The organism is Streptomyces sp. NPDC091280 (assembly GCF_044768565.1).
In the GTDB taxonomy this organism is placed as follows: domain Bacteria; phylum Actinomycetota; class Actinomycetes; order Streptomycetales; family Streptomycetaceae; genus Streptomyces.
The window spans coordinates 155,035-171,110 of the sequence record NZ_JBIVUZ010000005.1 but is presented as its reverse complement, the minus strand read 5'-3'; the positions used below and the strand labels follow the sequence as shown (position 1 = coordinate 171,110).

Here is a 16,076-nt window from a genome sequence, read left to right as displayed (position 1 = left end):
GTGACTGCCGTCACTGACCAGGACCACACGGACGAGCGGGACCACGCCGACCACGCCCGGCCCGCCGATCCCACTCCCGTGGAGGGCACTCCGGAAGGAACCTCCGTACTGGAAGGGACCTCCGCAAACGAACGCCTGGGTAACGAACGCCCCGTGAACGATCACTCGGGAAACGAACACCCCGTAGGGGACGCGCAGGACGTCGTCGGCCCGGACGGCGCCGACGACGGCCACGCGCGCGTGGCGGCTGCCGCTGCCGGTACCCCCGGCCGTACGGAATCCAAGGCGTCCGGGGAGTCGGCGGACCCCGACGAGCCCGCCGGCGCCTGGGACGACGGGCTCATCGCGCGGCGGGTCAGCGAGGCCACCGCCGCGCAGCAGGCCGCCGCCGTGGAGATCAGGGCCTCCAGGACGCAGGCCTCGCACACCGCGCACCACACCGCCCACGTCCCGGCCCCCCTGGCGTACGACGGGCCGCTACGGTCCCGTCTCGACGCGTTGCGCGAACTGGTGGGCCTCTCCAGGACCCGGCTCGACAGCGGGACCCTCGCGGAGGCGGGGCGGGTCCTCGACGAGGCCGCCGCACGGCGCAGGCTCTCCGGGCAGCACACCGTGGTCGCCATCGCGGGTGCCACCGGCAGCGGCAAGTCGCAGCTCTTCAACGCGCTCGCCGGAGTGGCCATCTCGGAGACCGGCGTACGACGGCCCACCACCGCCGCGCCCATCGCGTGCAGCTGGAGCGACGGCGCGGCCACCCTCATCGACCGGCTCGGCATCCCCGGACGGCTGCGCAGACGGCCCCTCCAGAGCGCCGAGATGGAGGCCCAGCTGCGCGGGCTCGTCCTGGTGGACCTGCCCGACCACGACTCGGCGGCCGTCGCGCACCGCGAGCAGGTCGACCGGGTGCTGGCCCTGGTGGACGCGGTCATCTGGGTCGTCGACCCGGAGAAGTACGCCGACGCGATCCTCCACGAGCGCTACCTGCGGCCGATGGCGGGCCACGCGGAGGTCATGTTCGTCGTCCTCAACCAGATCGACCGCCTCCCCGGGGAGGCGGCCGACCAGGTCCTCGACGATCTGCGGCGGCTGCTCGACGAGGACGGGATCGCCCTGGGCGAGTACGGGGAACCCGGCGCGACGGTGCTCTCCCTGTCCGCGCTCACCGGCGACGGCATCCCCGAACTCCGGGAGGTTCTGGGCCAGTTCGTTTCGGACCGGGGAGCCGCCGCACGGCGAATCTCAGCCGATGTCGACGCCGCCGCGTGGCGGCTGCGGCCCGTGTACGCGACCGGGCGACGCACCGGGCTCAGCGAGGAGGCGCGGGACGAGTTCACCGCGCGGCTCGCGGACTCGGTCGGGGCCACCGCGGCGGGCGAGGCGGCCGAGCGCGCCTGGCTGCGCAACGCCAACCGGGCCTGCGGCACGCCCTGGCTGCGGCTGTGGCGCTGGTACAACGACCGGCGCGAACCCACCACCGGGCGGCTGCCGGTGCGCGCCCAGGCGGACGAGGAGGCCACGGCGCGCCAGCGCGTCGAACAGGCGGTCCGCACGGTCGCCGACCGGGCCTCCGGCGGACTGCCGGCGCCCTGGGCGCAGGCGGTGCGGGAGGCGGCCGTACGCGGGGCGCAGGGGCTGCCCGAGGCGCTGGACGAGCTGGCCGCGCGGGCCGCGCTGCCCGTGGGGCGCCCGCCGCGGCCGGGGTGGTGGCCGGCGGCCGTACTGGCGCAGGCCTCCATGACGATCCTCCAAGTCGTGGGCGGGCTCTGGCTGTTGGGCCAGATCATCGGGTTCATGGCGCCGAACCTGGGGGTGCCGGTGCTGCTGATGGTGGCCGGCATCATCGGCGGCCCGCTCGTCGAGTGGAGCTGCCGGATGGCCGCCCGCGGACCCGCCCGGCGCTACGGCCTCGACGCCGAGCGGCGGTTGCGGGAGGCCGCGGCGGGCTGCGGCCGGGCGCGGGTCCTCGATCCGCTGGCCGCCGAACTGCTGCGCTACCGGGAGGTGCGGGAGCAGTACGCGCGGGTCACCGGGGCGGGCGTCGGGGCGGGGTGAACCTCGGTCCGAACGTCGTTCCCTCGTCCGGGTGACGAGGTTTTCCACAGGTGGGCGCCCGTGCACAGCGCCCAGCGGGCCCGGCCCGACGACGGCAGTCTGATCGCAGTCGTACGGGACGGGCCCGTACGCGTTTCCGCCCGGTCCGTGCGACCGGGTGAGGGAGGGACGCGCGATGAACGAGACCATGATCTGCGCGGTGGGCAACGTGGCGACACCGCCGGTGTACCGGGAGCTGGCGACGGGACCGTCGGCGCGGTTCCGGCTGGCGGTGACCTCGCGGTACTGGGACCGCGAGAAGAGCGCGTGGACGGACGGCCACACCAACTTCTTCACGGTGTGGGCCAATCGGCAGCTGGCCACGAACGTGGCGGCGTCGCTGACGGTCGGTGACCCGGTCGTCGTCCAGGGCCGGTTGAAGGTGCGCGAGGAGGCGCGCGAGGGGCAGCCGAACCGGTCCTGGACGGACCTCGACGCGGTGGCGATCGGCCACGACCTGGCGCGCGGCACCTCGGCCTTCCGGCGGGCCGGTCGGCCGGAGACGGCGGCCTCGCCGCCCCGGCCCGAGCCCGACTGGGAGACCCCGGCCGCGGACTCCGCCGACGCCGCCGGGCGACAGGACCGCCAACGCCAGGCCGAGCCCGCCGCGGTGACGTGATGTCAGTGAATGCCCCGAGCTGATCTAACTACGGCTTGTCCACGGCTTATCGGCGAATGCGTTCCGAATGACTCGGTGGATTTGTCGATAAGCCATGGCAGTTGGTGATCTTGGCGATAACGATTCCGATTCGGAACGGTTATCCGATCACTCGACTGGAGAACGGGGTGCGCCCGCGTCCTTAGGATGCCGGACATAGCTCGGGCACAGCTCTCGGCGCTACAGATTCTGCTGGTGGGACCACGCCACGCCCCCCACGCCCATGGGTCCTGCTCGAAGGGGAATTCCGTGTCTTCTGCGTTGTCTGTCTTCTCCGCGCTGTCACTCCGTGGCCGGGGCGCCGTGCGTTTCGTCGCCGCGACGTGGGCGTGCGGACTCCTCGCCGCGGGTGTGCTGGCCGGTGCAGGCCCGGCCGCCGCCGACGACGAGACACCGCAGAACCAGGGCGGGGCGACGGCGACGATAGGCGGGCTCAAGACATACGGCGACGCCGTGATCCACGACGCGGGCGGCAGCGATGTGCAGGTCTCCGCGGGCCTGTTCGAGATGTCCGTGGACGGCGGCGGCACCCTCCAGACGTACTGCGTCGACCTCCGCAACCCCACCCAGCGCGACGCCAAGTACCACGAGACCCCGTGGAGCGGCACCTCGCTGGGCACCAACAAGAACGCAGGCAGGATCCGTTGGATCCTGCAGAACTCCTACCCGCAGGTGAACGACCTCGCCGCGCTCTCCGCGAAGGCCGGCACCAAGGGCCTGACCGAGAGCGACGCGGCGGCCGGCACCCAGGTGGCCATCTGGCGCTACTCGGACGGCGCCGACGTCGACGCGGTCGACCCGCAGGCCGAGAAGCTCGCGGACTACCTGGAGAAGAGCGCGCGTGCCGTCGCCGAGCCGCCCGCCTCGCTGACCCTCGACCCGCCCGCCGTCTCCGGCCACCCCGGCGAACGGCTCGGCCCGGTGACCGTGCACACCAACGCCAGTGGCGTGACCGTGACACCCCCCGCCGACGCCGCCACGACCGGGGTGCGGATCGTCGACAAGGACGGCAAGGCCGTCACGTCCGCGGCGGACGGCAGCCAGGTCTTCTTCGACATCCCCGAGGACGCGGCGGACGGATCGGCCGGGCTGACCGTGCAGGCCTCCACCACCGTGCCCGTCGGCCGCGCCTTCACCTCCGAGAACCGCAGCCAGACCCAGATCCTCGCCGGCTCCAGCGAGTCGACGGTCTCCGCCGCCGCCGACGCGGACTGGGCGAAGACGGGAGCCGTACCGGCACTGTCGGCGCGCAAGAACTGCGTCGCAGGCGGCCTGGACATCACGGTGGCCAACCAGGGCGACGAGACGTTCACCTTCGCCCTCATGGGGGTCGAGCACGGCATCGACGCCGGGGCGCGCCAGACGGTGACGATCCCGCTCCAGGAGGACCAGGCGTACGACTTCACCATCACGGCGCCGCACGGCTACGAGAAGCGGTTCGCCGGAGTCCTCGACTGCCGGACGCAGAGCGACGCGGGCGGCACCGTGACCCAGACCCTCAGCGAGCCCAGCCCCGCCACGGTGGGCGGCGCCACCACCGACACCAACCTCGCCGAGACGGGCGGCTCGCCCATCACCCCGATGCTCACGGTCGTCGCCCTCGGCCTGGTCGGCATCGGCGCCACGGCCCTGGTCCTGCTGCGCGACCGCAAGCCCGGACAGCAGGGCTGAACCGGGCACCGGGCGCCGCCGCCGATGGCCAACCCCCAGTTCACAGCCCCCTCGCCCATACGCGTTTCCCCCGAGGGCCAGGGGTCAGGCAGTATGGACTACATCTGCCCACTCCAGATTTCAAGCTGCCGGACGGTTTCTCTTGGCTGAGTACATCTACACCATGCGCAAGACGCGCAAGGCGCACGGCGACAAGGTCATCCTTGACGATGTGACGCTGAGCTTCCTGCCCGGCGCGAAGATCGGTGTGGTCGGACCTAACGGTGCCGGTAAGTCCACCGTTCTCAAGATCATGGCGGGCCTTGAGCAGCCCTCCAACGGCGACGCCTTCCTGTCACCGGGCTACAGCGTCGGCATGCTCCTCCAGGAGCCCCCGCTCGACGAGTCGAAGACGGTCCTGGAAAACGTGCAGGACGGCGCCGCCGAGATCATGGGCAAGCTCAAGCGCTTCAACGAGGTCGCCGAGCTGATGGCGACCGACTACTCCGACGCCCTGCTCGACGAGATGGGCAAGCTCCAGGAGGACCTCGACCACGCCAACGCGTGGGACCTGGACACCCAGCTGGAGCAGGCCATGGACGCCCTGGGCTGCCCGCCCGGCGACTGGCCCGTCACCAACCTCTCCGGCGGTGAGCGCCGCCGCGTCGCGCTCTGCAAGCTGCTCCTCGAAGCCCCCGACCTGCTGCTCCTCGACGAGCCCACCAACCACCTGGACGCCGAGTCCGTCCAGTGGCTGGAGCAGCACCTCGCGAAGTACCCCGGCACCGTCGTCGCCGTCACCCACGACCGGTACTTCCTGGACAACGTCGCCGAGTGGATCCTCGAACTCGACCGCGGCCGCGCCCACCCCTACGAGGGCAACTACTCCACCTACCTCGACAAGAAGGCCTCCCGCCTCAAGGTCGAGGGCCAGAAGGACGCCAAGCGCGCGAAGCGTCTGAAGGAAGAGCTGGAGTGGGTGCGCTCCAACGCCAAGGGCCGGCAGGCCAAGTCCAAGGCGCGCCTGTCCCGCTACGAGGAGATGGCCGCCGAGGCGGACAAGATGCGGAAGCTGGACTTCGAGGAGATCCAGATCCCGCCGGGCCCGCGCCTGGGCTCCATCGTCGTCGAGGTCAGCAACCTCTCCAAGGCCTTCGGCGACAAGGTCCTCATCGACGACCTCTCCTTCACCCTCCCGCGCAACGGCATCGTCGGCGTCATCGGCCCGAACGGCGCCGGCAAGACGACCCTCTTCAAGATGATCCAGGGCCTGGAGACCCCGGACTCCGGTTCCATCAAGGTCGGCGAGACCGTCAAGATCTCCTACGTCGACCAGAGCCGCGAGAACATCGACCCCAAGAAGTCGCTGTGGGCCGTCGTCTCGGACGAACTGGACTACATCAACGTCGGCCAGGTCGAGATGCCCTCCCGCGCCTACGTCTCCGCGTTCGGCTTCAAGGGCCCCGACCAGCAGAAGCCGGCCGGCGTCCTGTCCGGCGGTGAGCGCAACCGCCTCAACCTCGCGCTCACCCTCAAGCAGGGCGGCAACCTGCTGCTCCTCGACGAGCCCACCAACGACCTCGACGTCGAGACCCTGGGCTCGCTGGAGAACGCGCTCCTTGAGTTCCCGGGCGCGGCCGTGGTCGTCTCCCACGACCGCTGGTTCCTGGACCGGGTCGCCACCCACATCCTCGCCTACGAGGGCGAGTCCAAGTGGTTCTGGTTCGAGGGCAACTTCGAGTCCTACGAGAAGAACAAGGTCGAGCGGCTCGGCCCGGACGCCGCGCGTCCGCACCGCGCCACCTACAAGAAGCTGACCCGGGGCTGATCGGTCTTGCGCCACATCTACCGCTGCCCGCTGCGCTGGGCGGACATGGACGCGTACGGCCACGTCAACAACGTGGTCTTCCTCCGCTACCTGGAGGAAGCCCGTATCGACTTCCTGTTCCGCCCGGACAAGGACTTCCAGCAGGGCTCGGTCGTGGCGCGCCACGAGATCGACTACAAACGCCAGCTCGTCCACCGGCACGCGCCGGTGGACATCGAGCTGTGGGTCACCGAGATCAGGGCGGCGTCCTTCACCCTCACCTACGAGGTGAAGGACGGCGACCAGGTCTACGTCCGGGCCTCCACGGTCATCGTGCCGTTCGACTTCGAGGCACAGCGACCGCGCCGGATCACCGCGGAGGAGCGGGAGTTCCTGGAGGAATACCGGGACGACGCCGAGGAGGAGGCCGTCGCCGCATGACGGTCCTCCACCTCGCCGACGAAGGGGAGGCGGCGGACTTCGCGGCCTTCCTCTCCCGGTTGCTCCACTACGACCGCGCCGCCGCGGTCCGCCTCCAGGCGGCCGGCACGGCCCTCGCCGTCTTCGGGCGTCCGCCGTCCTTCGAGGTGCTCGCCATCCGCGCGGTGCGCCTCGCCAAGCCGTACGAGAACGGCCTCGACGTCACGCTCGACGTGACCGTCTCCGCCGGTGAACTCCTCGAATCCCTCGACGAGTCGGCGGCCACGGCCCGGGTGCCGGCCGCGGTGACCGGCCCGCCGTGGGCCGGGGTGCTGCCGCCGCGCGGCGGCTGGGCCCCCGAGTCCGGGCTGCCGGAACCACAGGCGCTGCGCGGGATGATCGCCGCCGGAGTCGCCGAATTCCGGTCCCGCACACAGGAGTTGGCGCCCGAGGGGCGTACCCGAGGCGAACTCGACCGGATAGGGCGGGAGATCTGGTCCCGGACGGTCGGGGAGACCCCGTTGCCGGTGCGTGCCGTGCACGCCGCCCAGTCGCTCGGATTCCTGCGCCCCGGCGGGGAGTCGGGCCTCTTCTCGTCCGGCGCGTGGCTGCGGCTGCGCACGCCGTACGGCTCGATCGCCGTACGACGGGCGGGAGTCGGCGCACTCGGCGTCAGTGTGCGCTGAGCGCGCCGTCCGACTCCCCGCTCAGCCTTCCGTGTTGACCATCGAGGCGGCGGCGTACGTCAGGTAGTTCCACAGCGTGTGCTCGTGTTCCTCGGAGAGGCCGAGCTCGTCGACGGCGACCCGCATGTGCCGGAGCCAGGCGTCGTGCGCGGCCCGGTCGACCTGGAACGGGGCGTGCCGCATCCGCAGCCGGGGATGCCCGCGGTTGTCGCTGTAGGTCGTGGGACCGCCCCAGTACTGGATCAGGAAGAGCGTCAGGCGCTCCTCGGCCGGGCCCAGGTCCTCCTCCGGATACATGGGCTTCAGCAGCGGGTCCTCGGCGACGCCCTCGTAGAACCGGTGAACGAGCCGACGGAAGGTCTCCTCCCCGCCGACCTGCTCGTAGAAGGTCTGATCCTGAAGTGTGCCCCGCCGAATCTCTTTCACCTCCCCATGGTCTCAGACACGGTGACGGAGGACTTCGGACTTAGGACCGCTCGCCTCTCCACCGCCGTCGCGGGACAGTGGACGTATGGCCGCGCACGCTCTCGGCAGGGAACTGGACGCCGTGGCCGGTCCCGCGCGGGCCGGGCTGGTGCGGCGGATCGGGCTGAGCGGGGTGTGGGACGCGGACCCGGGGTGGCGGGCGGCGTTCGAGGCGGTGCCGCGCCATCTCTTCGTGCCGTACTACTACGTCGGCGTCCAGGGCGGCTACGAGCGGCTGTGGCGCGGCAGCGCCGACCCGCGCGTCCGGGAACGCTGGCTGCGCGGGGTGTACGCCGACGTCCCGCTGGCCACCCGGCTGTGCGACGGGGAACTGGTGTCGTCCAGCAGCCAGCCCTCGCTGATGGCCAGGATGCTCGTGGAGCTGGCGGTGACGGACGGCAGCCGGGTGCTGGAGATCGGCGCGGGCACCGGCTACAACGCGGCGCTGCTCGCCCACCGGCTCGGCGACGGCCTGGTGACCACCGTGGACCTGGAGCCGGAGATCACCGAGTCCGCGCGCGCCCATCTCGCCGCCGCCGGATACCGCCCGAGAGTCGTCCTCGGGGACGGTGCCCGCGGAGTCCCCGAGCACGCCCCCTACGACCGGATCATCGCGACCTGCGCCCTGCCGTCGGTGCCGCCCGCCTGGCTGGCCCGGTGCAGCCCCGGCGCCCGGATCCTGGTCCCGCTGGCCACCGGACTGCTCGCGCTCACCGTGCGGGACGCCCGGCACGCCGAGGGCACCTTCCTCGACACGGCCGCCTACTTCGTGCCCCTGCGCGGCAGCGGGCCCGACCCGGCGGACGGGATCCCGCACCGGTCCGGCGACCACGAACCGCTCCGCTTCCTGCTCACCCTCACCCACGGCACCCTCGACCCGCGGGAGGCCCACGACCTGTGGGAGCGCGAACTGCGCCCCGGACGCGAGCGCTACGGCGTCACGGTCGCGGACGGCCGGGTGCGGGCCTGGCTGGACGATCCGGAGGGGCCGTACAGCTGGCCCCTCCGCTGACCGTTGCCGGGCTCAGCCCCTGCGGACCGTGATCGTCGTCCACGCGCCGACGTGCACCCGGTCGCCGTCCTGGAGCGGCACCGGCACGAAGGGCTGGATCGGCTCCTCGCCGCCGTTGACCGTCGTGCCGTTGGTCGAGTTCTGGTCGACGACCGCCCAGCTGCCGTCCGGCTGCTGGACCAGGACCGCGTGCTGGTGCGAGACGCCCGGGTCCTCCGGCGGCACCGACAGGTCGATGTCGGGGGACTCGCCGGTGGAGTGCCGGCGGCGGCCGATGGTGATCTGGTTGCCGGTGAGCCGGCGCTGCTGCTCGGGCGAGTACGCGGGCAGGTTGAGACCCGCGGCCTCCGGGCCCGAGCGCTGCATCATCGCCATGAAGTACTCGCGGTCCGGGCCGATCGTCGCCAGCCAGGTCGTCGGCTGCTGCTGGTAGGCCTGGCGCGGCGGGGGCGGGGCCTGGGTGGAGCCGGGCTGCGGGTAGCCGTAGCCGCCACCGCCCTGGCCGAGACCGCCGGGGCCGCCGGGACCACCCGGGGAGCCGGGGGTCGGCGGGGAGATCACCCAGTCGTCGTCACCGCCGCCGAAGGACGGGCCGCCCTGCTGCGGACGGCTCGTCTCCTGCGGGAAGCCGGGCGGGGCCGGCGGGGCGGACTGCTGGAAGGCCTGCGGGCCGCCGCTGGTCTGACCCGGGCCCGCCGGGGGCGTGGGTCCGGGCGGCGGCGGGACCGGCCGTGAGGGGTCCTGGCCGAAGTTGGGGGGACCCTGCGGGTTCGGGGACTCGTTGCCGAACGGCCGGGGCGGGCCGGAGGGGTCGCCGCCGAAGCCCTGCGCGCCGCCGGGGCCGCCGGGACCACCGCCCTGCCGTTCGCCGCCGAAGCCGCCGGGGCGGCCACCGCCGAAGTCGCCCTGGCCGGGTCGCTCGCCGCCGAACTGGCCGCCGGGGCCCTGGGGTTGCTCACCGCCGAACGGCCGCCGCGCGGACGCGTCGTTGCCGAAGGGCGGGGGTGGGGGCGGGCCGGAGGGGTTGTTGCCGAACGGCCGCGGCGGGCCGGACGGATCGTTGCCGCCGAAGCCGGACGCGCCACCGGGACCGCCGCCCTGACGTTCCCCGCCGAAGCCGGAGGAGCCGCCCGGACCGCCCTGCCGCTCGCCGCCGAAGGCCGACGCGCCACCGGGGCCGCCCTGCCGCTCGCCGCCGAAGCCCTGCGCACCGCCGGGGCCGCCGGGCCCGCCTTGCCGCTCGCCGCCGAAACCCTGCGCACCCTGGCCGCCGGGACCACCGGGCCGGCCGGGACCGCCGCCCTGGCGTTCCCCGCCGAAGCCCTGCGCACCGCCGGGACCACCGGCCGCGCCGGGTCCACCGGCACCTCCGGGACCTCCCGGACCGCGGCCCCCCGGTCCTCCGGACCGGTTCGTCGGCTCGTTGCCGAACGGGGGTATCGGCTCGGCCGGGCGGTTCATCTGGGACGGGCGGGAGCCCTGGTACTCGTAGGAGTCACCGCCGTACGTCGGACCGGGCGGCGGCTGCTGGAAGCGGGCCGCCGGGCTCGGGCCGGGGTTCGACGGGCGCGGGGCCGCCGGGGTGTACGAGGTGGCCGTGTTGGTGAGGAAGTTCCACCGGCACTCCTCGCAGAACGGCGCACCGCCCTCGCGGGGCGTACGGCACTGCGGGCAGAGTTCGGCCTCGGAGTTCGCGCGCGCGGGCGGCGGGAAGCCGTAGCCGCCGCCGGGGGGCGGCGGAGGGGGCGGGGGTACGGCACCGGCCATGCGGTGACCGCAGACCTCGCACCAGTCGTCGGAACCCGACTGGTGTCCGTTCGGGCAGGTCGGCATGTCGGCGCGTCCCCCTTTCGCACAGGGTCGTTCTCGGTCTCACGGAGTCGTGCTGGCTAGGTCACTTCTTTACACGAACAGTCTTTGTGGACCGTGTTTCGAGAGTCATCTCGTCGGCCTCCGCGACCTTCGCCTTCAGTCGCACAGTACCCGCCGCGGCATCGACCACGTCCACCACCTTCGCAAGCAGTTTCGCAGTATCCGCGTTTCCGGAGACGCTGGCGAGCTGAACGGCCCGTCCCAGTTTGGCCGTTGCTCCATCCATATCGCCCGCTTTGCGAAGATCCAGGCCTTGTTGGATGGCCTGTGCCAGTTCGGCCTGGCCGGTGTAGTGCGCGACCTGCGGGTTGATGGACGTGGAGGCCACCATGTCGTCGGTCCACACGGCCTTCACCAGCCCCTGGGCGCCCAGGTTTTGAGTACTTCCGTCGGCCTGCGGGACGACCAGCGAGACCCGGGCGGCGAGCATCTCCTGGCCGATGCCGGCCTCGGGGACCTGGACGCAGACGTGGTAGTCACGGGACTCGTCGCCCCAGGACCCGGTGGGGTAGTCCCCGGCGCGCGGGCCCGCCTCGGTGCGACGGTCGGTCAACTCCTCGACGCGGGGCGCGACTTGCTTGACGAACTTGATGGCCGTGCCCACCGGCGTCCACAGCCGCAGCGCGACGTCCGCGACCTCCTTGCCCATCGCCGTCTCCATCATCTGCGTGAAGTCGGCGGCGAGGTGCGCCGGATCGGCGACGATGTCCGCCGTGCCGAGCAGCGCGGAGGCGATCCCTGTGACTTCTTTCACTTCCCAGTCGGTGCCGACACCGCGGGCGTCACAGGTGAAGCGTCCGGCGCAGGAGTCGAGGGCGGCCTTCAGGTCCTCGGGCGCCTCGTGCTCGTTGCGGCCGTCGGTGAGCAGGATGCCGTGCCGTATGGAGACGTCCGCCGAGGACAGCAGCCGGTCGGCGAGCCGCAGCCAGGTGCCGATCGCGGTGCCGCCGCCCGCGCTCAGCTTGCGCAGCGCCTGCTTGGCCTGGTCGCGGGTGCGCGAGTCGGCGACCGCGAGCGCCCCGCCGCCCGGATAGACCTCCTTGGCGACATGGGTGCCGCCGATCACCGCGAAGTGCACCCCGTCGCGCAGGGTGTCGATCGCGGCGGCGGTGGCGTCCCGGGCGTTGCGCATCTTGGTCGGCGGGTAGTCCATCGACCCCGAGCAGTCGACCATGATCGCCACGGCCGCGTCCGGGCCCTGCCCCGGCGAGTACAGATGGGGCGCCGCGACCGCGCTGCCCACGGTGCCGCCGCCGGTCGAGGTCACGGTGACGATCGCGTTGACCTCACGGCCGCCCTCGGGCAGGTACTCGTTCTGGTACACGTCCACCGAGAACTGCGGCACGTTCGACTTCGAGAAATTGGCCATGCCTACTCTGATCCCCCTCAAGTACCCCACCTGGATGGGGCGATGACTGTGAGCGGACCGGTCCCCTCCGGTCCGAGACCGTCCCCGTTGCACGCGGCCTCAGCCGATTACTGCCCCTTGCGGCGGGGCCGGGAACGGCACGACGGCCACTGTTACGTTGTCGTGGCCCCCGCCGTCCAGCGCGTGACCGACCAGGACCTGGGCGCTGTGCAGCGGACGGACCATGGCGTCGGGGGGTACGACCTCGGCCATCTCCTCGGCCGACTCCGCGTAGTTCCACAGGCCGTCCGTGCACACCACCACTACACCCGGCCGGTCCGGTTTGAAAGAAGCCGTGTGCGGCTCCAGTTCGTAGGCGTCCGCGCCGAGCCAGCCGGTGATCGCGTGGGCGCGCTCGTCGGCGTAGGCCTCCGCCTCGCTCATCAGGCCCGCGGCGACCATCTGCGCGGCCCACGAGTCGTCCTCGGTGAGCCGGGCCGGCGGTGAACTGCGGTCCGCCGGGACCCAGTAGGCGCGGCTGTCGCCGACCCAGCCGACGACCAGGAGCGCCGGGGTGACGACGGAGGCGACCAGGGTGCAGGCCGGGGCGTTCTGGTGCGGGGCGTGCTCGCGGGCCGTCGCGGGCTCCTGGGCCAGGGCGTTGACCGCGTGCGAGGCCGCGATGATCGCCTCGTGCATCGCCTGCTGCGGGTGCGCGCCCTGGGGCAGCGCGGCCAGCAGGGACTCGCCGGCCGTCCGGGACGCGGCCAGTGAGGCCGCGTCGGGCCGGGTCGCCGAGGACACCCCGTCGCACACGACGGCGACCAGCGCGGGCGCCCCGTCCGGCAGCGCGCACTGTCCTACGGCGAAGGCGTCCTCGTTGCGGTGATGGCGCAGCCCGCGGTCGCTGACCGCCGCGAGCGGGCCCGACTCCTGTTCCATGTGGTCGCGTTCGCGGGGCTGGGCGTGCCCGCAGTTCTCGCAGTAGCCGTCGGGGTCGACCCGGCCCGAGCGGCAGGCCACGCACACCTTGGTGCCCTCGGCCGGGGTCGCCGGTTCGGCGGCGACGCGCGGGTCCGGCGCCTGCAACGGGTACTCGTCGGGCTCCGGCGGCCGGTCGAACCGCACACCGGTGGCCGGGGAGAGCGGCGAACCGGTGGGCGGGGAGAGCGGCGCACCGGCGGGCGGCGGCGGGAAGCCGGACGGCAACGGGGTGCCGCCCGAGTCGGTGCCGGGCAGATCGGTGGCCAGATGGACCGTCGGGCGGCTCTCGGAGCCCTCCGGCTGGGGCACCACGGGCCAGTTCACGTCCGCGGCCTCCTCGGGCGGGAGGGGGCCCGCGCCGTTCATGGTGAGCGTCGGGTGGTCGTCCGGCGGCGCGGGCACGGCCGACAGGTCGTATCCGCACGCGCCGCAGAAGCGGTCACCCGATTCGAGGGGCTCCTCGCAGCTCGGGCACGCGGACAGCTGGGGCATCTGGGACATCAACTACACCCACGTCCGGGGGCGGTAACGGTTGGCACGTTCCACCAGGTCGATCCTCTCCTCGCCGCCCCGCGCCAGCCGGGCCAGCGTGCGGTACGAACGCTCCAGGCCGAAGCGGAGTCCCCGCTCGTCCAGCTCGTTGCCGAGCAGCTCCCGCCGCGTCGGCGGCACGGAACCCTGGCCTCCGGAGAGTATCCAGTCGAGCGCGCAGCCGAGCACCTCGGCCGACAACTGCTCGCGCCGCACCGCGTCCAGACCGTATCCCTCCAGCGCCTCCACCTGCCCGGCGGACGCGGTCAGATCGTCCAGGAACGGCGTGTCGCCCGCCGCCGCGGTCCGCTGCCGCAGCCGCGCCCGTACGGCGGCCACCCGCGCCGCCGTGTAGTGGATCGAGGCCTCCGACACCGACTCCAGCGTCCGTACGGAACCGGGGCGGTCGCCGGTCGCGAGCTGGACGCGGGCCAGGCCGAAGGCCGCGCTCACATAGCTCGGGTCGGTCGACCACACCAGCCGGTAGTACTCGGCCGCGTTGTCCAGCTGCCCCAGCACCTCGGCGCACAGCCCGAGCGCCAGCTTCGGCGCGGGCTCGCCCGGGAAGGCGTCGTAGATCGCGTCGAAGGACAGCGCGGCGGCCTCGTAGTCACGGGTCGCGAGCGCCGCCACGCCCCGGTACCAGACCACCCGCCAGTCGTCGGGCCGCTCGTCCTCCAGCCTGGTCAGGGCCTCCAGCGCGGTGTACGAGTCGCCGTTCTCCAGCCAGGCCCTGATCTGCCGCAGCCGGGTCTCCACGGACGGCGAGGGCGCGGACGCGAGGGCGCCGAGCAGTTCGGTCGCCGCGGTCGTCATCAGCCCGGCCAGGAAGCCCGCGTTGGGGTCGGTCGGGTCGACGTGCGGCACGGGCAGGGCGAGGGCCACGGCGGGCGAGTCGACCGCCTTGACGATGTCCGGGCCCGCGCCGCCCGATCCGTTGACGGCGGCGACGACGGCGGTGGCGGCCGGCCGCTCGGCGACCGCGGTGCCGACCGGGTGCGGTACGGCGACGGGCAGCGCCGCGTCGGCACGGGTGGCCGCCTTCCGGGGCCGGGCCGCCCGCGCGCCCAGCCGCGACACGTCCCCGTCCAGGCGGGGGAACAACTCCGTGTCGGTGACCTTGAGTTCGGGACCGAACAGGGTGGACAGCGAGGGGCGGGCGCGGCCGGTCTGGAGCGAGACGACCTCCCGCAGCACCCCCGTCAGCTGCTCGGCCATCTCCTGCGCGGAGGCGAACCGGCGGGCCGGATCGGGGTCGGTGGCCCGCACCAGGAGCCGGTAGAACGACTCGTAGCGGCGGAAGACCTCGATGTTGTCCGGGTCGGGCAGCGAGTCCACGAAGACGTTCGTGTAGCCCTGGAAGTCGAAGGTGAGGACGGCGAGCGTGCGGCCCACGGTGTAGATGTCGGAGGCCACCGACGGACCGACCTCCGCGACCTCCGGCGCCTGGTACCCCACCGTGCCGTAGATGGCCGACTCCTCGTCGTCCATTCTGCGCACCGCGCCCATGTCGATCAGCTTGAGCTGGTCCTCGGTCTGGATCGCGTTGTCGACCTTGAAGTCGCAGTACAGCAGGTTGCGGCTGTGCAGATGGCCGAGCGCCTCCAGGGCCTCGATGCCGTAGGCGCAGGCCTGCTCCACCGGCAGCGGATCGCGCTTCCCGGTCGCCGTGCGGCGGTCGTTGGCGATCTCCTTCAGGGACTTGCCGCCGACGTACTCCATGACGATGTACCCGTCCAGCGAACCCGTCCGCTGGTCCAGGTGCTCCACGAAGTTGTAGATCCGCACGATGTTCGAGTGCTCGATCTCGGCGAGGAAGCGCCGCTCGGAGATCGCGGCGGCCATCGCGTCCTCGTCGCCGGTGTCCAGGAGGCCCTTGAGCACCACCCAGCGGTCCGAGACCGCGCGGTCCACGGCGAGATACACCCAGCCCAGCCCGCCGTGCGCGAGACAGCCCACGACCTCGTACTGGCCGTGCACCACGTCGTTGGCGTTCAGCTTGGGCGTGAACGAGTACGGGTTGCCGCACTTGGTGCAGAACCCCTCCGTGCGCCCCGGGCTGTCGCCGCGCGCCCGCCCCACCGGCGCACCGCAGTCCGAGCGCGAGCAGAACCGCTTGCGCTCGGGCACCTCCGGGTTCTCCAGCACCATCGCGCGCGGGTCGGGCCGCGGCACGTCCGGCACCTGCACCAGGCCCACCCCGAGCCGCCCGCGCGTCGAGGACGCCGAGGACGAACCGGAGCTGCGCACCGACACCGAGCGCCCCGAGGACCGCCCCGACACCGAGCGCGAGAGCCGGCCCGACACCGAGCGCCGCGACTTCGACGACTGCGACGACGTACGCGAACTCCGGCCGCTGCCACGGGAACCGCTGCCCGAACCGCGCGAGCCCCGGCCGCCGGTCATCCCGGTGGGCGGTGACCCCAGCCCCCCGTCGGCGGACACCACCGGCGCCAGCCCGCAGGTGTCGCAGTACAGCTCGCCGCCGCCCATGTCCTCGTACGACCCCTCGCAGCCGGGCCGCTGACACTTTCGCTGTGCCTCACTCATGA

At 72.8% G+C, this 16,076-nt stretch carries 12 protein-coding genes; 7 read left to right on the top strand and 5 right to left on the bottom strand.

The window, feature by feature from the left end; all coding sequences use genetic code 11:
- From ACIQPR_RS16800 to ACIQPR_RS16775, 6 genes are all read left to right on the top strand, one after another.
- Entirely contained in the window at window positions 1-2,052 is a 2,052-nt protein-coding gene (locus ACIQPR_RS16800; RefSeq protein WP_403648314.1) for a GTPase, read from the top strand.
- Window positions 2,053-2,227: 175 nt separating this feature from the next.
- Window positions 2,228-2,710, top strand: coding sequence for a single-stranded DNA-binding protein (locus ACIQPR_RS16795; protein WP_403648312.1), 483 nt, complete (start codon window positions 2,228-2,230; stop codon window positions 2,708-2,710).
- A gap of 288 nt (window positions 2,711-2,998) precedes the next feature.
- Entirely contained in the window at window positions 2,999-4,420 is a 1,422-nt protein-coding gene (locus ACIQPR_RS16790) for a Cys-Gln thioester bond-forming surface protein (protein WP_403648310.1), read from the top strand.
- Window positions 4,421-4,562: 142 nt separating this feature from the next.
- A complete protein-coding gene (gene ettA, locus ACIQPR_RS16785; protein WP_403648307.1) occupies window positions 4,563-6,227 on the top strand; it encodes an energy-dependent translational throttle protein EttA in 1,665 nt (554 codons plus the stop codon).
- A gap of 6 nt (window positions 6,228-6,233) precedes the next feature.
- Window positions 6,234-6,647 (top strand): acyl-CoA thioesterase, encoded by a 414-nt coding sequence (locus ACIQPR_RS16780; RefSeq protein ID WP_403648304.1) that lies wholly within the window; start codon window positions 6,234-6,236, stop codon window positions 6,645-6,647.
- Window positions 6,644-7,312, top strand: coding sequence for a hypothetical protein (locus tag ACIQPR_RS16775; RefSeq protein ID WP_403648302.1), 669 nt, complete (start codon window positions 6,644-6,646; stop codon window positions 7,310-7,312). Before ACIQPR_RS16780 ends, ACIQPR_RS16775 begins: the two co-directional genes overlap by 4 nt.
- A gap of 21 nt (window positions 7,313-7,333) precedes the next feature.
- On the opposite strand, the gene ACIQPR_RS16770 is transcribed toward ACIQPR_RS16775, so the two are convergent.
- A complete protein-coding gene (locus ACIQPR_RS16770; protein ID WP_403648300.1) occupies window positions 7,334-7,738 on the bottom strand; it encodes a globin in 405 nt (134 codons plus the stop codon).
- An 85-nt stretch (window positions 7,739-7,823) separates the two neighbouring features.
- On the opposite strand from ACIQPR_RS16770, the gene ACIQPR_RS16765 reads away from it, so the two are divergent.
- A complete protein-coding gene (locus ACIQPR_RS16765; RefSeq protein ID WP_403648297.1) occupies window positions 7,824-8,789 on the top strand; it encodes a methyltransferase domain-containing protein in 966 nt (321 codons plus the stop codon).
- Between the two features lie 12 nt (window positions 8,790-8,801).
- On the opposite strand, the gene ACIQPR_RS16760 is transcribed toward ACIQPR_RS16765, so the two are convergent.
- From ACIQPR_RS16760 to ACIQPR_RS16745, 4 genes are all read right to left on the bottom strand, one after another.
- Window positions 8,802-10,622 carry an FHA domain-containing protein gene (locus ACIQPR_RS16760; RefSeq protein WP_403648294.1) on the bottom strand — a complete coding sequence of 607 codons (1,821 nt, stop codon included), beginning with the start codon at window positions 10,620-10,622 and terminating at the stop codon, window positions 8,802-8,804.
- A gap of 61 nt (window positions 10,623-10,683) precedes the next feature.
- Window positions 10,684-12,030, bottom strand: coding sequence for a VWA domain-containing protein (locus tag ACIQPR_RS16755; protein WP_403648290.1), 1,347 nt, complete (start codon window positions 12,028-12,030; stop codon window positions 10,684-10,686).
- Between the two features lie 99 nt (window positions 12,031-12,129).
- Window positions 12,130-13,497 carry a PP2C family serine/threonine-protein phosphatase gene (locus tag ACIQPR_RS16750; RefSeq protein WP_403648287.1) on the bottom strand — a complete coding sequence of 456 codons (1,368 nt, stop codon included), beginning with the start codon at window positions 13,495-13,497 and terminating at the stop codon, window positions 12,130-12,132.
- A complete protein-coding gene (locus tag ACIQPR_RS16745; protein WP_403648285.1) occupies window positions 13,498-16,074 on the bottom strand; it encodes a tetratricopeptide repeat protein in 2,577 nt (858 codons plus the stop codon).
- Window positions 16,075-16,076 lie beyond the last annotated feature (2 nt).